Consider the following 19940-nt stretch of genomic DNA (forward strand, 5'->3'; position numbering starts at 1 on the left):
ACTTTCAAGAGACTTTAACACTCGTTCCATTCCGGGTTTTGTCGAAAAGACCGGTTAGACGAATACAAAAGTCCTCAGAAAGCTTTCGGGCGCAAAAACTCGGGAAAATATCTCCTACAGGAGAAGATTTTTCCGGTTTTGCTTCTCTAAGCGCGAATCGATCATAGTACCAATGTGCGTTCAAATAAGTAATCCCGCCACCGGCGTGAGCAAATCCGGTCCCGGCAAATAACAGGTGCCGCGATATTCCCTCTATGAAAGCACATTGATATAAATCTGCCACAAAGGGCAAGACTACACGATCAAGAATACAACGAATTCGGACGTGGAGCTAGCTCTGCGAGAAGAAGAATGCTGACCAAAAATCAATGAATCGAAATAAATGTCTCACTGTTCAAATGTACAGTGTCTTGAGAAATTAGCAGGGACGTTTCTCGACAAGCTGCAGGCAAGAAACTTGCGACATATGAATAATAAACCTTTTGAAAGGAACTAATTATGGCACGCATCGCAATTAATGGAATGGGTAGAATAGGCCGGGCTTCATTTAAAATTATCATGGATGAGCCACAACTGGAACTCGTGGCGGTGAACGACCTGATCCCCGCGGACGATCTCGCATATCTATTGGTTTATGATTCGGTGTATCGCAAGTTTTCCAAACAAGTCAAAAGCCGGCAGGAGGGCCTAGTTGTCGGTGAAAAGACCTTCAAAGTGTTTAATGAGAGGAATCCCGAAAAATTGCCCTGGGGAAAACTCAATGTAGATATCGTTCTTGAGTGCACGGGTTTGTTCACGAAGCGCGACGACATGGAAAAGCATATTAGAGCCGGTGCCAAACGAGTCATACTTTCGGCTCCCTCAAAAAGCGATGACATTACAACAGTTGTGTACGGGGTGAATGCACCCGATCCCGCAAACGTGACTCTGATTTCCACTGCAAGCTGCACGACAAACTGCATTACACCGATTATGGAAATTATCGGCAGGAGAATCGGAATCAAAAAAGCGATGATGAGCACAGTGCACGCGTACACCGGATCTCAAGCTCTCGTCGACGGACCCCACAAAAAACCGAGGCGCGGCCGCGCGGCAGCCGTGAATCTGGTGCCCACATCGACGGGAGCGGCGGAAGCAACCACAAAGGTTTTGACACAACTTTCCGAGAAATTCGATGGCGTAGCGATTCGCGGGCCGGTTCCTGCGGGCTCCATAGCAGATATCGTTGTCCTCACGGAACGGCCGACCTCCGTAGACGAAATCATAAGTATCTTCAAAGAAGAGGTTCAGACTCCCAGATACAAAAATGTTGTCGGCGTAACTGAAGATCCTATAGTCTCTTCGGATATCATACAGGATCCGCGTGCATCCGTTATCGATCTTTCCATGACTCGCGTAGTTGACGGAGATCTGGTGAACATTATGAGCTGGTACGACAACGAATGGGGTTATGCAAATCAAATGGTGCGAGAAGCAGCGCGGATAGCCGGTCAGCCACAATAATCATGAGCGATAATCGGAACGAAGTGAAAGGACCAAAAATGTGGATGTAACAGAGAAGATCGTCCGCCTGGAGGATTACGAGCAGTATATAGGCTCGAAAACGGTAGATCGTATTTTCGAGAAAGCTTGGAAACTGCAGCATAAGCATGTGGCTCATATAAATTCCACCTACTACGGCGGAGGAGTGGCCGAACTGCTGAGCTCTTTGACTCTGTTAATGAACAGTGTAGGGATAAAGACCGGCTGGAGGATAATTCAGGGGTCGCCGGATTTCTTCACGCTTACCAAAAAAATACACAATGCCCTTCAAGGCGATCCGATCAACCTATCAAAAAGGAAAAAGGATCTCCTTGAATTTGTCATAAAACAAAATGCTATTCGGAATCATCTGGACCACGATATGGTGATCGTTCACGATCCTCAGCCTCTGTTCATGATCAACGAGTATCAAAAACACGGCCCGTGGATCTGGCGATGTCATGTTGACATGTCACACCCGAACCAAGAGCTTTGGGATTATTTTCGACCCACAGTAGAAAAATACGATGCAGTAATTCTCAGCACTAAGGATTACAAGCAAAATCTCAAGACACCGCAAGTGTTTATGATGCCTGCAATCAATCCGTTTTCTATTACGAATCGGAATTTTTCCGATGAAGAAGTCGAAGCCAGGCTAAAGCGTCATAATATCCCGACGGATCTGCCCTTGGTGGTACAGATATCCAGGTTCGATCGATGGAAAGACCCCAAAGGAGTCATAGAAGCATTCAAAATTGCCAGAAAAGAAGTGGACGCAACCCTCGTGCTTCTGGGCAACGTGGCAACAGACGATCCGGAGGGACCGGAGGTATATCACTCGCTTCTCGACAATCGTGACGATCGAATAATCATAATGAGTGTCCAGGACAGCTCTCTGGTGAACGCATTACAACGCCGCGCGACAGTGGTTTTACAAAAATCCGTACGCGAAGGATTCGGGCTCACAGTTGCAGAGGCCATGTGGAAAGGGAATCCGGTGATCGGTGGGAATGCTGGAGGCATCAAGTATCAAATACAAGACGGAGTAAACGGATTTCTGGTGAATTCCGTCCACGAAGCAGCCGATAGAATTGTTCAGCTCATCAAGAATCCGAAATTACGCGAGCGAATGGGGCAAGCGGCCCACGAGAGCGTCAGGGAAAAATTCTTGCTGAGCCGCTATTTGGAGCAATATCTCGATCTCTTTAATGCCTTTGAGACAGTGTACCTCCTCCATCGGTAAACTCAGCCTGCTCAGGCGGGGTTTATAGCCGGTCTTATCTATCCGCCATAACTCTCTCTCAAGATAATACTGTAAAGGGTTTGATCTATCTTTTGTATTTCCCCATGAGTTGACCCTCAGCAATGACGTGACCTTTCATTGCCTGCTGGACTTGATCTACTGTTGCCCCTGGCTTCAGATCGAGCTTTGTGTCTAACGCATAGATCTTGAAAAAGTACCTGTGAGTCCCGCTGGGTGGGCATGGTCCTCCGTATCCGATCTTCTTGCTGCCCCAGCTATTGTTCCCGTGTCTCGCTCCATCGGGGAGAGACGGGACGCGAGGTACGTTTTCTGCCAGGCTTTTTGTGTCGGCAGGAATGTCGAATAACAGCCAATGAACCCATGTACCCCGTGGCGCGTCCGGATCGTCCATGATCAGCACGATGCTTTTCGCTTCGGCAGGCACGCCGCTCCAGGACAGTGCAGGAGAAATGTCTTTACCGTCGCATGTGTACAGCTTGGGTATCATTGCTCCCTCTTCAAAGGCCGTACTCCTAATTTCGATGTTCATAGTTTGGCCTCCCTTGGTTTCTGAGTAACATTGGCTTGGATCTCCGCATAACGCCAACATCAACAGTGCGCCGAGCAAATAAGATATCCTGTGAATCATCACAAATTCCCCCCTATTGTAGTAGTGTATTCAGGGTATCCATTCAGTTCCATGGGGTAGACAAGATCTTCTCCTGCGATCCCGGGCCTTCCGACTTTATAAATCCCCCTTAACCCCCCTTTACTAAAGGGGGGAATTGTACGTGCCCTTTTTAACCCCTTTTATAAAGGGGGTAAGGGGGGATTTTCCCCACAAATAACTGAGTAGATACGTCGGGAATTCATCTATGCCGGCGTAATCGGATGTCTCTGCTCCTTCTTCTTGCTTCCGAAAATCCGGAAAATCACGACATAAAAAAGCGGAATGAAGAAAATCGCAAGGAATGTTGCGGTCATCATTCCTCCCAGGACGCTGGTCCCAATAGCTTTTTGGGCTCCAGCACCCGCACCGGTTGCCAGAGCCAGGGGAAGAACACCGAAGCCGAAAGCCAAAGAGGTCATGACAATGGGTCGAAGCCGCAATTTAGCACCTTCCAGGGTCGCCTCAATCAGTCCCATACCTTCTTCCAATCGCGTTTTCGCGAATTGTACGATCAGGATGGCATTTTTTGTGGTCAAACCCAGAGTCGTGAGAAGCCCTATCTGGAAATAAACGTCATTGGGCAGTGCCCGAAACGACGAGGCCAGCACCCCGCCGATGGCTCCCAAAGGCAATGCCAGCATAATCGAAAAAGGAACGGTCCAGCTTTCGTAAAGAGCTGCCAAAAACAGAAAAATGGCAAGAATGGAAAACGCATACAGCATGGAAGCCTGGGAACTTGCCATCCGCTCCTGGTAGGAGAGGCCGGTCCAGTCGAATCCAACTCCCTTGGGCAACTTCGTTACAATATCCTCCATCGCTTGCATCGCTTCACCAGAACTTCTCCCCGGCGCGGCTTCGCCCCAGATGTTCATGGAAGGGAATGCATTATAGCGTTCCAACCTGGGGGAACCGGAAATCCACTTGCCGGAGGCAAAAGAAGAGAAGGGGACCATCTTTCCGGCAGTGTTCCTCACGTACAACTTTTCCAGGTCCTTTGGCAGCATGCGATAGCATGCATCAGCCTGGACGTACACTCTCTTGACGCGGCCGCCCTGGATGAAGTCGTTTACATAAGAGCTGCCGAATGCGGCTGAAATGGTGTTATGTATGGTCGTAATGGGCACTCCCAGGGTGCCCGCCTTTTCCCAATCGACGTTTATCCGATATTGGGGCACATCGTTCAGACCGTTGGGCCGGACAGCCGTCAACCTGGGATCTTGTGCAGCCATCCCGAGGAGCTGGTTGCGGACAGTCATGAGTTCTGCGTGATCGATCCCGCCACGGTCCTGCAATTGAAAATCAAATCCTTTGGCGTTCCCCAGTTCAATGACAGCGGGTGGGGGAAAAGCGAACACCATTGCGTTTCGAATCGTCGAAAACCTTCCCATAGCTCTTGCAGCCAGGGCGGTGACCTTCAAATCCGGTCGATTGCGAAGCTTCCAATCTTTAAGCATGACAAATGCCATGCCCAAATTTTGGCCCGTTCCGGAAAAGCTCGTGCCGGTAATGGTCGTAAGGGAATGCACTGATTCTTTTTCAGTGATCAGAAAATGATCCCTGATCTCATCCATGACTTCCTGGGTCTGTTCCAGTGTCGAACCCGCAGGAAGCATTGTCTGAATAAGCATCAATCCCTGGTCCTCATCAGGAAGGTATGCGGTAGGCATCCGCTGAAATAAGAACCCCAACGCAACCACTATCAGGAAGAAGACAAAGAGGTAGCGCCGTTTCCCTGAAAGAACGCTACTGACCATTGTCATGTACTTGTCTCTGAACCAGAAGAATGTCCGGTCGAACCACAGCAAGAAGGGACGAAAAAGGAAGAATCCTGTCTCAGCGCCTTCATGTCCTTTTTCAACCGGTCTGAGAAGTGACGCGCAGAGAACCGGTGTCAGGATAAGGGCAACAAGAACCGAGAGAAGCATGGAAGCGATGATGGTGACAGAAAACTGCCGATAGATGACACCGGTGGATCCGGCAAAGAAGGCCATGGGGCCGAACACCGCAGAGAGCACCAGCCCGACTCCGATCAGCGCGCTGGTGATCTCTTTCATTGACCTGCTCGTGGCTTCCTTCGGGGGGAGTCCTTCCTCGGTCATGATTCGTTCCACGTTTTCGACGACAACGATGGCATCATCTACTAGAAGACCGATGGCCAGGACCATAGCGAACATAGTCAACATGTTGATGGAGAACCCGAACAAACCCAGGATAGCGAAAGTCCCCAAAATCACTACCGGCACTGCAATGGTCGGAATCAGAGTGGCCCGGATGTTGCCCAGGAAAAGATACATGACCAAAAACACGAGTACAATTGCCTCTAAGAGCGTCTTGACGACTTCATCGATGGCCACTCTTACAAAGGGAGTTGTATCGTACGGGTATGTAACCTTCATTGCGGCAGGAAAATACTTGCTCAATTCATCCATCTTGGCTCTGACAGCATCAGCTGTGTCCAGAGCGTTGGCTCCTGCAGTCTGCCGAATGGCGAGAGCGGCAGTTGGTTTGCCGTTGTATCGTGCTTGGATATTGTATTGTTCGGTCCCTAGTTCTGTCCGACCTACGTTTCGTATTCGGACGATGGAACCATCGGTATTGATGCGAAGCGGTATGGCCCCAAACTCGTCAGGAGTGCGCAGAAGGTTCTGCACGATAATGGAGGCATTCAACCGCTGGCCTTGCACCGCGGGTGTGCCGCCGAACTGACCGGCGGATACTTCCACATTGTGCGACTTGAGTTCCGTGATGATGTCATCGACCGTAAGTTGATAGTCGGTCAATTTGTCGGGATCCAACCAGATCCGCATTGAATACTGTGTTCCAAAGCTCTCGACCTCTCCCACACCAGGAACCCGGGCCAACACTTTTTCGATGTTGGATTGCGCATAGTCCCTGAGATCGTTCTCGTCCATGCTGCCGTCTTCGGAGATCAATCCAACGAGCATCAGGTAATTCTTGGTGGATTTCATGACCTTGAGGCCCTGACGTTGCACCACCTCCGGCAAACTCGGCAAAGCGAGTTGGAGTTTATTCTGCACCTGAGCCCACGCAAGGTCCGGATCGGTCCCTGGGGAGAATGTAAGCTCGATTCTGGCGGCACCCGAGGAATCGCTGCTTGCGGACATATACAGCATCCTGTCGAAGCCGGTCATCTTCTGTTCTATAATTTGAGTAACGCTATCCTCAACCGTTTCTGCAGACGCGCCGGGATAATAGCCGGTAATCGCGATTGAGGGAGGAGCAATAGGGGGATACTGCGATATGGGTAAATTGTAGATTGCCAGCCCACCGGCAAGCATCATGATGATCGCTATTACCCACGCGAACACCGGACGTTCCAGAAAGAAATTGGATAACATCAGGTGCCCCCTTAGTTCGATTCTTTAGATGCGGTGTGAGTGTCCTCAGGAGTCTTGACTGCCTTTTGGCCGTCGAGAAAAGGAACACTTTTTACCGTAGCTCCGGGCCGAACTTTCAGCGAGCCTTCCACAATCAAATTATCACCCGGTGCAAGACCTGAAGAGACAAGCCACTTATCCCCAATCGGACGATCAAGCTTTAGTTTCTTCTGCTGTACCTTTCCATCAGCATCCACAATCAACGCGATAGGATTGCCTTTGGGGTCTCGACTCACTCCTTGCTGAGGCACGAGTATGGCCTGGTCGGCCGTTCCTTCCACGACGGTAGCCCTCACAAACATTCCAGGGAGCAGGACATGCTTCGGATTTGAGAACACAATTCGCAAGATGACCGATCCCGTGGTCGGATCGACAGTAACATCCCGGAACTGAAGTGTGCCCTCCAACGGGTACGGTCTTCCATCGTCCAGAAGCAGCTTCACTGTTCGTTGATTTTCGCCGTTATTTTTCAGTAAGCCTCTTTGGAAATTCCGCTTCAATCGCAGGAGTTCGGTGGTGGATTGAGCAACATCCACATAAATGGGATCTATCTCCTGAATGGTGGCCATCGGTACAGCCTGATGCGCGGTCACAAGAGCGCCGGTCGTGACGTTCGATTTGCCGATACGCCCGGAGATGGGCGCGCAAATATGCGTGTAATCCAGGTTAATACGGGCAGTCTCGACGGCTGCCTTCCAGTAGGCTACATCAGCTTCTGCCTGCTTCAAGGCTGCGTCTTTGTCATCGAAGTCCTGTTGACTGACAGCTTTGGCCTCAAGCAATTGTTTGGATCGCTCGGCTTTCAACCTGACTGCAGGCAGATTTGCCTCTGATTTGAGAAGCGAAGCTCGCGCGCTGTCCAGTGCCGCCTGGAAGGGAGCCGGATCGATTTGATAAAGTATTTGTCCGGCCTTCACATCGGAACCTTCCGTGAATAAACGGTCCTTTATGATGCCGTTCACCTGTGGCCGGATTTCCGCAACGAGGTACGCGCAGGTGCGTCCAGGTAATTCGGTTGTCAGTACAAGCTCTTGCGGCTGAACTGTCACTGTGGCGACTTCTGGAACGGCTGGCTGCTGGGATTGTTGCCGGCGGTCGCAACCGCCCAAAAAGAGGCCACCTAATAGGGCCGTAAAAACCACGATCCATTTGAGTGGTTCGTAAACCGTTTCATTTGATTGCATTAGAGATATCTCCAAATTGATGATGAGCGAATAAAGTTCTCAAAATTTTGCACGAAATTACTGTTCGCGCAGCAGATTAAATTTTCAAGACTGAGGTCTCATTTTTCGTGACATGGTTGTCATTGAGAGTCTTCAAGCCGGACAATAGAACGAGGTCGGTACGAGGCTCAAGGATAACGGCCACACGCTCTGCATTATTCGTTATCCTTAATTTCCATCCTATTCCGATTTTCGTCTAAGTTCCAGAAGTCTTCCAATCCGGGATGGTGAAGAAAAAAGTCGAGCCTTCGCCCGGTTTGGATTCCACCCAAATTCGTCCGCCATGACGTTCAACGATCTTTTTGCAGTTGGCCAATCCAATGCCCGTTCCAGGGCGATCCAGACTGGACTCAAGTCGCTGAAAAATGCGAAAAATTCGGTCGAAATAGGGTGGTTCGATTCCGATGCCGTTATCCTTGACAAAAAAGGTCCATTCAGTTCCTTCACGTAATGCACCGATATGAATCTGAAGGAGTTCATCGCCGGCAAACCTGATAGCGTTGCTAATCAGGTTTTGAAATACCTGGACGAGCAATCCTGGGTTGGCTTTCACTGTCGGAAGTGAGCCATTTATAACTTTGGCTCCGCTTGCCTCTATTGCCGATCTAAGATTTGCCAGAGCCTGAGTCAGAGCGAGATTGCAGTCGGTAGGCTCCAGGTTTCGTGCGTCACCTTCCAGACGAGAATATGACAAGAGGCTTTGAATAAGACAGTCCATGCGCGTAATCGTATCGAGTGTTCGTGAGATAAATCGATGTGCCTGAGCGTCAAGGTTTTCTTTGTAACGCTTTTGCAGGACCTTTGCGTATGCCGCAATTCCAATAAGCGGTTCTCTTAGGTCGTGGGCTGCTAAGTACGCAAATTCCTCCAGATCCTTGTTGCTGCGTTTCAGTCCTTCCATCTGAGCATGAAGCATCTCTTCCGTACGCTTGAGATTGCTCAAGTCCTTGGTTATGATTGCTATGCCCACCGGCTCGGCTTTTTCGTTCGTCAAGACGGAGAGGCTGAGCAAAATCGGGATAGTGACGCCAGATTTTGTTACGTGAACGACATCGACATTTTCGACTCTTTCTCCTCGCTTGCTGCGCTCATGGAACATCTCAGCCCGTTCGCGAAATTCCGGGGGCACAATTGTCAATATGCTTTTACCTATCAGATTTTCCCGATTCCAGCCATAGGTATGTTCAGCCGAACGATTCAAATCGATGACAGTATCTTTCAAATCCACGATGAAAATCGGATCTATAGCATCAGTAAACACTCGTGCAACCTGAAGCAGTTTTTCTTCAGCACATTTGCGATCCGTGACATCAATTACCACCCCTGAAATCCTCAACGGTTTGTCTTGATCGTCGCGTTGCACTACTTTCCCGCGGGCCATCAACCATTTCCATTCACCCGATTTGGTTCTGATGCGGTGCTCGGCCTTGAAACGCTCTGCATATCCTCCGAGATGCTCATTCCAGGCATTAAGGAGTCTTTGGCTGTCGTCGGGATGAACATGATCGAGCCAGAAACTTGCGCTCGGCTCAATCTCATCGGGAGGATAACCGACGATTTCGGTCCAAGTATTATCAACAAATACTCTGTGCTCCAGAAGATCGACATCCCACAATCCCAAATCCGACCCTCGCAAGGCAAGCGCGAGCCTTTGATGATTATCAAACGGAAATTTCTGCGTATTTCCGCATACCGCGATTCGGTTGCGGAATTCGTCGTGGTATGGCTGAATCGGGGGGGCCTGAGTCTGTTCACCGGCAAGATCTTCGACGAAGAGCACCATCCATTTATTTTCTCCAAGCCCCATGGCCTGCAGGTAAAGACGACTCTTCACCCTCTGTCCCATAATCTCAAGTGTGGAGTCAATAACTTGACTTTTGCCAGTGGAGAAGACTTGCTCGGTCAGACGTTGGATTTCGGGGACCACAGATTGCTCAGGAAAGAGCGTCAAGAGAGACAATCCTCGGAGTTTCTCAGGATTCCGGCTGATTCTGCTGCAAGAATGATTGGCAAAGACTATGCGTGACAATGGATCGATCAATAATGCAGGCGCAGGTATACTATCCAAAAGTTTTGCCAATGCCGGCGGTTGAAACTCTCTCATGTCAAAGTTTTGGGGTGATTTCGAGTCTTCTGTTGACACGGGCGCACTTTGGAGTGCACGACTGTCCTCAAAAGCTTTGCCACCGATCGCTATGTCCTTTTCCACCATAGCGGTTCACCTCTCTAATCAGTCAGAGCCTTTTTGAAATCAGGTTACGCGGGCTTGCATTGACAAACCCTTCGTTATTTAACTAACACCCCTCTGAAAAAAATATCCGTGGCAGTCGACAGGCCATCCTCTTCACGAGATCGAACGGGATCCGTGATGATCTGGTAAAGAAAAGCATTGATCATACCGTCAAGTGTCAGAGCCATGTGACGAGGCTCAAGAGCCCGGAAAACACCTTCTTTGATGCCTCTCTCGAACACGGAAACCAGTTTTGCCAATCCTTCATCGTAAAGCTTGATCAACTCCCGGTCCAAGCCGGCTCTGACATTAAAACTCGCTCCTCTGGTTTCAGCAAAATACAAGCGCATGACAGGAAGATTTTCTGAAAACAGTTCCTGACGCTTGGCGATGAACCTTTTGATGACCTGAAAAGGATCCTGTTCCTGTTCAAGAACTTGCATGAAAGCGAAATGAAATTTTTCCCCAACTTCCATGATGAGAGCTTTGTATAGCTCCTCTTTGTTTGCAAAAAATTTGTACAAAGTTCCTATACCGAATTCCGCTTCTTTTGCAATTTCGTGGACGGAGACGTTGTGGTACCCCTTTTCCGAGAAGAGCTTTAGGGCTGCGTCAAGTATTTCTCTGCGTTGCAAGAGCCTTTCTCGTTCTTTGCGGGGCAGGTTTTTCATCTCTGTCTTAGTCTCGCCGAGGAGGAAAGCTGCCATTCGTTTATCTTCCTGAATGCATATTCTGAATCTGACGTCATCTTCTATAAAATGGAGGGTGTAGTCAATAGATAATCGAGACACAATAGGATTTTGTGTTCAACGTGAGCTTTATCAGTTTTGATGTGATCCCAACGGCTTGGGGAATTGTGACAGAAATCGTTTTTCTGGAATGACCGAACGTTAACGAGGCGGACAATATTGTCTTGACTGACACATTGGTAGCAAGATATTGTTAAAAATTCCCTATGATAGGCTTTTTTCAACAGTTTGACGGTTTGACTGTTACGGGCTTTTGGGGCAAGTATGTGAGGGCTTTCGGGTTGAAAGTTGTCATCGTCCCTTCGCGCATCAGAAGAACGCGGAATAGTAGGACCGTCGAATAATTCAGAAGAAGGAGATATTTTCTCATGTCTCATCGTTCGACACGCTGGAGCTTTTGGCTGACATGTTCGATCGTTCTCTGTCTCGTGGTGGGTTTCGGTCCCGGAGCTGGATCGGCATTAGCTAGCGAAAAGGTAATAAAGATCGGTACCCTCTTCCCCCTCACGGGTCCTGTTGCAACAGCCGGCCAGCGCTGCCAGGCTGCTGTGCAGACCGCGGTTGAAATCATCAACAACAAGCACCCTGAAATCAAGGTTCCATTGGCCGATCAGGAAGGTATTCTGGGTGGCCACAAGATCGTGCTTGTCCATGCCGACAGCCAGGGCAAACCGGATGTGGGCAAGGCGGAGGCCGAGCGACTCTTCAACCAGGAAGGAGTCTGGGCCATCATCGGATCGTATAACAGTGCCGTCAGCAAGCCTGCAAGCCTGGTTGCAGAACGTATGAAAAAGATATTCATGTGTGGAGCATCCAGTTCGGCGGCCTTGACACAGCGCAATATGAATTTCTTCTTCCGACTGGCCCCCACGGACGAGACCGAGTCTATCGAGTTCGTGGAAGTCTTGAAGTGGTTGAATGACAAGAAGAAAGCCGATATCAAGACACTCGGAGTGATTTACGAGAATAGCGAGTTCGGCAAACATGCGGCCGAAGAAGCGAAAAAGTCCGCCGCGGCCGGCGGTTTCCGTGTCGTAGCAGATGTACCCTTCAGTCCTGGCGCCACCAATCTGAACAGTGAAGTGCAAACTCTGAAAAAAGAAAACCCGGATGCCGTATTCGGGGCCTGTTTGGGCGCCGATTACTCGCTGTGGGTCCGTACTATGAAGCAGGTTGCATGGCTACCTAAAATTTCCATTAGCTACTGTTCCGGGTACCAGGACCCTGTTATCTCGAAGCAGCTTGCCGGTGACGCAGACTTCTTCATGGGGTCCACCGCCTACTCGCCCCAGTTCGCCTCATTAATGCCGGCTGTGGGAGTAGTTGAGGAGATCTTCAAGTCCAAGACCGGTGGAGTCCCCTTCGATGGTGACAGCATCCAGGAAGCTGTGGCTATGCTGGTGCTTGCCCAGGCCATTGAAAAGACCGGAAATCTGGATCCTGAAAAAGTCGCTGAAAGCCTCCAGAAAAACACATGGGATTCTCCCTTGTCTCTCGGAGGGAAAGTGGCCTTTGCAAAAGGCGGCCAGAACATTAAGGCCCACAGTGTCGTCACCCAGCTTCAGGGAGGAGATTACAAAAGGATCTTTCCGGAAGAAATGGCTGACACTTCTATCGTCTTCCCCATGAAAGCGTGGAACCAGCGATAGGTAAACACTCGCGGAATTTCCCCTTTGCGCTGGAGGCCGATGTCGCATTCGGCTGTCGGTCCCCGGCGCAATCGGAAATTTCGGGAAAAAGAATGGGGCTTCACTTTAATGCGAACAATCGACTGTATTTCGTTCGTCTGCTGAAGGCTGCGGGAATCTATGGAGACATTTATTCAGGTTCTCATCGACGGTATGCTTAGCGGCATGGTCTATGCCCTTGTGGCTGCGGGGCTTTGTCTTATCTGGGGCGTCATGGATGTCATCAATTTCGCGCACGGCGAATACTTGATGGTCGCCATGTACGTAAGTTACTGGCTGGGGTTTCTTGCGAATGTAGATCCGCTCGTGTCCACCGTGGCTGCAGGTGCTTTTGTCTTTGCGCTTGGGGTGCTGACGTACAAGCTGATTATCCGCTTCACCATCGGTAAACCGGGGCTCGTGGCTTTGTTGGCTACCTTCGGGCTTGCCATGTTCCTCAAGAATGTCTGCATGAATCTCTTTTCACCGAATTTCCGCATCCTTTCCGGTACCTTCCTGTCGGACAAGACATTCCACCTGGGAGGGTTGATCTTTCCTGTGCCCCAGTTGACGGCAGCAATTTTGGCAGTCATTGTGGTCGGGCTTGTCTACGCGCTCGTCAGTGGAACCCGATTTGGATGGGCCGTTCAGGCTACAGCCATGGACCGGGATGCCGCGGAGCTTATGGGTATCGACACGGAAAGAATTTACGTTCTGGTCTTTGGAATCGGTGGAGCATGCGTAGGTATCGCCGGGGGCATCATGCCTTCTTATCTGGCTGTCCACCCGGAAGTCGGTTCCATGTTCGGGCTGATTGCATTTATTTGCGTTGCCATGGGAGGCTTTGGAAGCATCCCGGGCGCATTTCTCGCCGGTATCCTCGTGGGCGTCGTTGAATCTCTCGCAGGTTTCTACATTGCGCCGGTCTTCAAGTACATAGCAGTTTTCGGCCTTTATCTCGCTGTGGTGTTTCTGCGACCGAAAGGCATACTCGGATGGTGAATTCTTTGCAGCGGAAAGCATTCACGCGAAAAGATGCGGCCTGGCTTGTGTTCCTGGCAATATTGGCGTTGTTACCTCTGTTTCCTGTAGTGACTGCGAATTCATTTCGCATGCATGTGATGATCCTCATTTTGCTCTTCGCGAGTATGGCTCAAGCCTGGAACATCATCGGCGGCTATTGCGGCCAGGTATCCTTCGGCCACTCGGTATTTTTCGGAATCGGCGCATACGGTGCGGGAATGGCTGTTGTCACCTACGGTGGACTGCCGTGGCCGGGTATATTAATCGGGATGATCGTGGCCGCTATTGTCGCAGTAATTATCAGTTATCCTTGCTTTAAACTGAGCGGTCACTACTTTGCCATCGCCACCTTTGCCATCGTCGAGATCTTCAACCGTGCTTTCCTTGTTTGGGATTGGATCGGGGGAGCTCTGGGATTAGACTATCCCCTGGTGGACGAAGGCCTGAAGAATCTGATGTGGCATAATTCCAAAATCGGTTACTACTACTGCGCACTTGTTATCTTCATCTTGATATTCGGCGTAGTTCGGTGGCTCGAAAGCAATCGCTTCGGGTATTACATGCGAGCAGTGAGGGAAGGGCAGGAGACTGCAGAATCCCTTGGGGTCAACAGTACCGCGGTAAAATTGGCGGCTATGGCTCTTTCCGCTGCAATGGCCGCGATCTGCGGGGCTTTTTTTGTGCAGTACAATCTCAGGGTGGACCCACCAATGGTCATGTCGCTCGACATGTCGATGAAATTCGTATTGATCACCATCCTCGGCGGGTCGGGCACACTTATCGGTCCTTTGCTGGGTGCTGCGGTTTTGATCCCCATGCAGGAGTATACCCGGGCCTTCTGGGGCGGTTTGGGCGGTGGAGTTGACCTGATCGTCTTCGGGCTGCTCATTATCCTTATGGTAATAAAGCAACCCGCGGGGATGATCGGAATTGTCCGCGATATGCGTAGTTGGTTCTCGAAGAAAACAGATGCAGCAAAAGGAGATGGGCCCTATGACACTCCTTGATGTGCAAAATGTGACAATGAAATTTGGGGAGTTGGTAGCCAACGACCGGGTGAGTTTCACTGTGGAAGCCGGATCGATTGTCGGTCTGATCGGCCCAAATGGTGCCGGAAAAACGACGCTCTTCAACTGCATCTCCGGCCTGTACAAACCGACCAGCGGCCGCATCGTCTTCGACGGCGAAGACATCACGGGTCTCAAACCCTATCGGATTGCCCGTAAAGGTGCGGTGCGTACGTTCCAGGTAGTACGTCCCCTGAAAGATATGTCGGTCTTCGATAACGTACTGGTCGGCGCTTTTCTCAGGGGTTCGGAAAAACGGGAGGCGTTCGATCGGGCCGCGGAATGTATCCGACTGTGCAGCCTGGAGTCGCTTCAGGAAAAGCCGGCAGGCGATCTGCCCATCGGCGGTAAGAAGCGGCTCGAGATGGCCAGAGCGCTTGCAACGCGACCCAAATTGCTCATGCTTGATGAGGTCATGGCAGGGTTAACTTCTACTGAAGTCAAAGCGTCCGTTGAGGTTATCCGGCGACTCCAGCAGAGCGGCATCACCATGATGATTGTTGAGCACGTCATGGAAGGGATCATGCCCATAGCTGACAAAATCGTAGTGCTGGACGGTGGCGTGAAAATTGCCGAGGACGCTCCAAAGAATATCGTTCACGACGCACGCGTGATCGAGGCTTATCTGGGTTCCAAATACAGTAAGCGTTACAGGGCGTTAAGGGGGGATGGACCTCTTGGCTGATGCAATTTTGAGAGTCAACGATCTGTACACCGGATACGATGGAATACCGGTAATTTTCGGTGTTTCTCTGGAAGTAATGCCAGGAGAGCTGGTTGCTATTGTGGGAGCGAACGGCGCGGGCAAGACCACAACCATGCGAACCATCAGCGGTCTCAATCATCCTCTGAAGGGAAACATCCTCTTTGAAGGGACCGACATCTCCAAATTTGCAGCACACGAAATCTTGAAACTCGGCATCAGCTACGTTCCCGAAGGACGACGGATTTTCTCCAAGCTATCGGTGGAGAAAAACCTGTCCCTGGGGGCCTACACTGAACATTCAAAGACGGAGATCCGTCGCAGGCTTGAAGAGCTTCTGGAGATCTTCCCTGTCCTGGGAGATCGGTCCAAACAGATTGCCGAGACCCTGAGCGGGGGAGAGCAGCAGATGCTGGCAATAGCTCGCGGCTTGATGTCTCGGCCGAAACTGCTCATGCTCGATGAAATGTCCCTCGGACTCATGCCAAGCATGGTGGAAAAGATGATGGACACCATTACTGCCATCAATCGTACAGGCACTACCGTTCTTCTCGTGGAACAGATGGTTCAAGAAGCCCTGGAAATTGCACATCGCGGGTACGTGATCCAGAGCGGAAAAATTGTCCAGGCCGGAACAGCGCGTGAACTCCTGGATTCCGAAGAGGTCCGTAAAGCCTACCTTGGAATGTAACCTCTTCATACCAGTTCATTTCGGGAGGTAAAATCGGGGAGAGCCTTCTCGCTGAAAGTGCTTCCCCGATCCTCTTTCCAAGAAGTCCCAGCAACGCCTTGGCTTAGCACTTCTGAACCTGAAAAAACGCCATATGGAACGGCGGCAAAGGTATGCGGGTTGGCGCCGTCCAGTGAGTTCATCACTTATGCATATCGACCAGCCGCTTTCCGAGCTGCCGAGCGAGAGTCAGATAAAACTGCCTGCCACTACGTTCGTGGTTTTCGAACACCTTCTCAAGATCTGTCTTGGAGATTCTCAGTAATTTGGTCGGAACCATACAGATCGCATCGGCAGTATAGACTTCGTTGCCTACGACACTGGACCATCCGAATGCTTCTCCGACGTTTTGTACGACGTATTCCTTGTGATTGGACTTTCCGATGCTGATTCGTACGCTCCCCTCCACAAGGAGAAAGAAGTCGTTGGCAGGATCTCCAGGGGCAAAGAGCCTGACGCCGGCATCGTGAGACTCTTCCACGGCAATCTCGGAAATCTCGTGAATGGCCCCCTCCTTCATGTCCTTAAAGAAATCGGTTTTTGTTAGAAACATGACGATCTCCTTTCTGTTGAGAGAAATCAGGAAGTTCTTTGATACGGCCCTTGCATCCATCCATTAGAAATAACGGGATCTATTAAACAAGTATTGTTGTTATGTCGGGGCCTTTCGGTGGGTGCCAAATGGTCTAGCGGTTTGGCTTGGAGTCGACGGCCATGAAACCGTCCGCGGCAGCGCTCAATTAGGCTAGACCGGTCGTCACGTTTCTGAATCTTTTGTACTGTTTTTTATTGTACATTACCCTGTTCTGCCTGGCAAGCAATCAAGTAAAACCGTCCAGAAATCGGTTTTTTGCTGAGCGTAGCGACAGGTGGTAGATTTCGCCAGGCAAGCTGATGCCATCTTTGCAGATCGACTTTCACGATCAAGCATCGTCCATTCGATAGAAAACCTCTGCAACTGCTGTTGCCTCACCTCAACCTTCAAATTGATAATGGGGAGGTTTGTAGTACAATTGTCAGCAAAAGCATAAACCGTTACGAGAAAGGTACTCCAAATCTTACTATCTCGAGTGAATCGGCATAAGGAATCAGGCGATGCGTCAGAAAGATGTGCAGGTGCACAAGATACAGGGAGCCGTTCTGAGAAGAAAAAGAGTGCCCTTGAGGATCGAATCCCTGGAACTGGAAGGTCCGCGGGACGATGAGGTTCTCGTGCGCATCGTGGCCTCGGGTATCTGTCATACAGACATAGATTTCTGTGATACCTGGGATTCTGCAGATGTGCCTGTGGTGTTGGGTCATGAGGGCGCGGGAGTCGTAGAGCAGGTCGGAAGAACAGTCAAGGGAGTTGCACCCGGTGATCATGTCGTGCTGTCTTACCAGTCTTGCGGCCGATGCTCTCAATGTCGAAGCGGGCACCCTACGGATTGTGAATTCTTCTGGGAAGCGAATTTCGGGTTCCAGCGCCTGGACGGCAGCAATGCTCTGCAACGAAGCGGTGTCCGCGGTCACTTCTTTGGCCAGTCCTCGTTTGCCACGCACGTGCTCGCGACAAAACGAAACCTCGTGAAGGTTCCCGAGGATCTGCCTCTGGAGATTTTGGCTCCACTCGGGTGCGGCATCCAAACGGGCGCAGGAACGGTGATGAATTCCCTGAAGATTGTGAAAGGGGCTAGTCTGGCTATCTTTGGAACCGGGTCAGTAGGTCTTGCGGCGATCATGGCTGCCCGTATCGTGGGGGCAAATCCGATCCTTGGAGTAGACATCAAACCTGCGCGCCTCCAGATCGCTTTAGAATTAGGTGCGACTCATGTTATCGACAATCGTCATGAAGATGTGGCTGCTCAAGTCACCGACATTACAGGCAGTGGCCTGGATTACGTGATCGAAACCACCGGGAATTTCAAAATGAACCAACTTGCCATTGAAGTGTTGAATCCAGGTGGAACGGTGGCACTTCTTACTGGAGAGAGCGGGACTTCTCTCCCTGAGGGAAGAAAAACCCTTGGGATTATCCAGGGAGAAGCCATTCCCCAGCGTTTCATCCCTAAACTCATTCGATTGTACCGAAAGGGGCAATTTCCCTTCGATCGACTCATAAAATTCTACGATTTCAGCAAAATCAACAAAGCGATTGCAGACGCGAAACGCGGTGATACCATCAAGCCGATCCTACGAATTAGTGAGACAGAGAGAACTGTTTTGACTGCAAATCCCTATGAATCGTGAAAGGTGTGGAACCTTTTTGTGCAAAAGGTTCCACTGGTTCTTACACTTTCAGTTTGCCGTTATTGTATGCCCCTATGTAGTTCATGCAAAAACGGTCCTTATTGACCAACGCTTCAGAAGCGTACATAAGGGCGATGAGTTGAGCATCTAGGGGATCGGCGATGACTGCATCGAGCCCGCAAGCAATGCTCATTACTACAAAAGCCCGATTGAGATGGCGCCGCTCAGGAAGACCGTACGAGACATTACTTAAACCGCTTACAAAGTGAAGGCCCGGGAACCTGCGGGATAATTCCCGCATGACTTCGAGCGAATCGACCACTGTTTCCGGACTTGTGGCGAGAGTGCGAACAAGTGGGTCCAGGTAAATGTCATCGACCGGAACCCCATCTTTCACCAAACGATTTACCAGCGAGTCGCCGACTTCCAACGCCATTTCTTTGGTTGTAGGCAACCCGCGATCGTCATTGCACAAGGCGACGACTCCGGCATTGTACTGTTTTACCAGCGGCAGCACACTATTGTACCGGGCCGTTTCTCCGCTGATGGAGTTGATCAAGGGCTTTCCCCGGTGTTCGTCAAGTCCTGCGGCCAAAGCTTCCGAATTGGCGCTATCTATGCACAACGGAAGCTGGGTCACTTCCTGGACAATCTTAACCAGCCACCTCATGGCCTCCGGTTCTTCGGAGGCATGAACCGTACCACAGTTGACGTCCAGGGAATGAGCACCCTCTTGCTCCTGTGCCTTCGCCACCTCTTGGATATGAGAGACATCTTTCGCTTTTATGGCAGCATCTATGCCCTTGCGAGTGGCGTTTATCTTCTCACCTATGATGAACATTTCTTCCTCACTGGTTCAGGCATAGACTTCTTTACATATGCGAACACCTGCTACCGCATCCACCGCATAGTAGTCAGCGCCGGAGTATTCTCGAACCTGTTCGTTAACAGGGGTTCCCCCGACGATTATCTTGACCCGATCGCGAAGTCCTGCCGCGCTCACAGCGTCCACCACGTCTTTCATGACCGGGTACGTGAAATTTAAGAGCGCACTTAACCCTAAAACCTTCGCTCCCGATTCCTTCACTGCTTCCACGAATTTTTCAGTCGGCACATCCACTCCAAGATCGATGACGTCAAATCCGGAACCTTTCAACAAGGTGATAACGATATTCTTCCCTATGTCGTGAATGTCTCCTTTCACTGTTCCGATAATGACCTTTCCGCTGCCACCGCCAGTGGTTTGAACACCTGCAAGCAAGGGATCGAGTTTCTTCATCACCTGTTTGAGGATCTCTGCCGAATAAATGAGCTGGCTTATGAAGTACTTCTGCTCGGAAAAGAGCTCTCCGACTCTGATCATCCCGTCATTGCATTCTTGAACGATGTCCAAGGGGTTGATACCTTCAGCTATTTGCTTGTCAATAAGCTCATATACCTTTTTTTCTTCCAGATTGGCCAATGCCTGAGCTAGATCTCCCATCATA

Annotated in this window: 16 protein-coding genes; 8 read left to right on the forward strand and 8 right to left on the reverse strand. The window is 50.4% G+C overall.

The window, feature by feature from the left end:
* The first annotated feature begins 498 nt into the window (after positions 1-498).
* A complete protein-coding gene (gap, locus tag DESTI_RS02135; protein ID WP_014808320.1) occupies positions 499-1503 on the forward strand; it encodes a type I glyceraldehyde-3-phosphate dehydrogenase in 1005 nt (334 codons plus the stop codon).
* A 40-nt stretch (positions 1504-1543) separates the two neighbouring features.
* Positions 1544-2764 carry a glycosyltransferase gene (locus tag DESTI_RS02140; RefSeq protein ID WP_014808321.1) on the forward strand — a complete coding sequence of 407 codons (1221 nt, stop codon included), beginning with the start codon at positions 1544-1546 and terminating at the stop codon, positions 2762-2764.
* An 85-nt stretch (positions 2765-2849) separates the two neighbouring features.
* Here DESTI_RS02140 and DESTI_RS02145 read toward each other — a convergent pair whose 3' ends face one another.
* The 5 genes from DESTI_RS02145 to DESTI_RS02165 form a co-directional block, all read right to left on the reverse strand.
* A complete protein-coding gene (locus tag DESTI_RS02145) occupies positions 2850-3413 on the reverse strand; it encodes a YbhB/YbcL family Raf kinase inhibitor-like protein (protein WP_014808322.1) in 564 nt (187 codons plus the stop codon).
* A 224-nt stretch (positions 3414-3637) separates the two neighbouring features.
* Positions 3638-6793 carry an efflux RND transporter permease subunit gene (locus DESTI_RS02150; RefSeq protein WP_014808323.1) on the reverse strand — a complete coding sequence of 1052 codons (3156 nt, stop codon included), beginning with the start codon at positions 6791-6793 and terminating at the stop codon, positions 3638-3640.
* An 11-nt stretch (positions 6794-6804) separates the two neighbouring features.
* Positions 6805-8016 (reverse strand): efflux RND transporter periplasmic adaptor subunit, encoded by a 1212-nt coding sequence (locus DESTI_RS02155; protein ID WP_014808324.1) that lies wholly within the window; start codon positions 8014-8016, stop codon positions 6805-6807.
* Positions 8017-8251: 235 nt separating this feature from the next.
* The gene (locus tag DESTI_RS28300; RefSeq protein ID WP_014808325.1) at positions 8252-10267 is read right to left on the reverse strand and encodes a PAS domain S-box protein; all 2016 of its coding nucleotides are present in this window, start codon (positions 10265-10267) and stop codon (positions 8252-8254) included.
* Between the two features lie 74 nt (positions 10268-10341).
* Positions 10342-10992, reverse strand: coding sequence for a TetR/AcrR family transcriptional regulator (locus DESTI_RS02165; protein ID WP_014808326.1), 651 nt, complete (start codon positions 10990-10992; stop codon positions 10342-10344).
* Between the two features lie 410 nt (positions 10993-11402).
* Here DESTI_RS02165 and DESTI_RS02170 point away from each other — a divergent pair, with 410 nt between their 5' ends.
* The 5 genes from DESTI_RS02170 to DESTI_RS02190 all read left to right on the forward strand — a co-directional run bounded on the left by DESTI_RS02170 (position 11403) and on the right by DESTI_RS02190 (position 16185).
* On the forward strand, positions 11403-12683 hold the full coding sequence (locus DESTI_RS02170; protein WP_014808327.1) for an ABC transporter substrate-binding protein: 1281 nt from the start codon (positions 11403-11405) through the stop codon (positions 12681-12683).
* Between the two features lie 159 nt (positions 12684-12842).
* Entirely contained in the window at positions 12843-13703 is an 861-nt protein-coding gene (locus tag DESTI_RS02175) for a branched-chain amino acid ABC transporter permease (protein WP_014808328.1), read from the forward strand.
* Positions 13700-14731, forward strand: a complete 1032-nt coding sequence (locus tag DESTI_RS02180) for a branched-chain amino acid ABC transporter permease (protein ID WP_435051215.1) — start codon at positions 13700-13702, stop codon at positions 14729-14731. Before DESTI_RS02175 ends, DESTI_RS02180 begins: the two co-directional genes overlap by 4 nt.
* Positions 14718-15476, forward strand: a complete 759-nt coding sequence (locus DESTI_RS02185; protein WP_014808330.1) for an ABC transporter ATP-binding protein — start codon at positions 14718-14720, stop codon at positions 15474-15476. Before DESTI_RS02180 ends, DESTI_RS02185 begins: the two co-directional genes overlap by 14 nt.
* Positions 15469-16185 carry an ABC transporter ATP-binding protein gene (locus DESTI_RS02190; protein ID WP_014808331.1) on the forward strand — a complete coding sequence of 239 codons (717 nt, stop codon included), beginning with the start codon at positions 15469-15471 and terminating at the stop codon, positions 16183-16185. The genes DESTI_RS02185 and DESTI_RS02190 overlap by 8 nt, the downstream gene beginning before the upstream one ends.
* 181 nt (positions 16186-16366) lie before the next feature.
* On the opposite strand, the gene DESTI_RS02195 is transcribed toward DESTI_RS02190, so the two are convergent.
* Entirely contained in the window at positions 16367-16777 is a 411-nt protein-coding gene (locus DESTI_RS02195; protein WP_014808333.1) for a Crp/Fnr family transcriptional regulator, read from the reverse strand.
* A gap of 542 nt (positions 16778-17319) precedes the next feature.
* On the opposite strand from DESTI_RS02195, the gene DESTI_RS02200 reads away from it, so the two are divergent.
* Positions 17320-18453 carry an NAD(P)-dependent alcohol dehydrogenase gene (locus DESTI_RS02200; RefSeq protein WP_014808334.1) on the forward strand — a complete coding sequence of 378 codons (1134 nt, stop codon included), beginning with the start codon at positions 17320-17322 and terminating at the stop codon, positions 18451-18453.
* A 40-nt stretch (positions 18454-18493) separates the two neighbouring features.
* Here DESTI_RS02200 and DESTI_RS02205 read toward each other — a convergent pair whose 3' ends face one another.
* Together DESTI_RS02205 and DESTI_RS02210 are read right to left on the reverse strand one after the other, a co-directional pair.
* A complete protein-coding gene (locus DESTI_RS02205) occupies positions 18494-19294 on the reverse strand; it encodes a methyltetrahydrofolate--corrinoid methyltransferase (RefSeq protein ID WP_014808335.1) in 801 nt (266 codons plus the stop codon).
* A 15-nt stretch (positions 19295-19309) separates the two neighbouring features.
* Positions 19310-19939, reverse strand: a complete 630-nt coding sequence (locus DESTI_RS02210) for a cobalamin B12-binding domain-containing protein (protein ID WP_014808336.1) — start codon at positions 19937-19939, stop codon at positions 19310-19312.
* Between the last annotated feature and the right edge of the window lies 1 nt (position 19940).

This window comes from Desulfomonile tiedjei DSM 6799 (assembly GCF_000266945.1).
Classification (GTDB): domain Bacteria; phylum Desulfobacterota; class Desulfomonilia; order Desulfomonilales; family Desulfomonilaceae; genus Desulfomonile; species Desulfomonile tiedjei.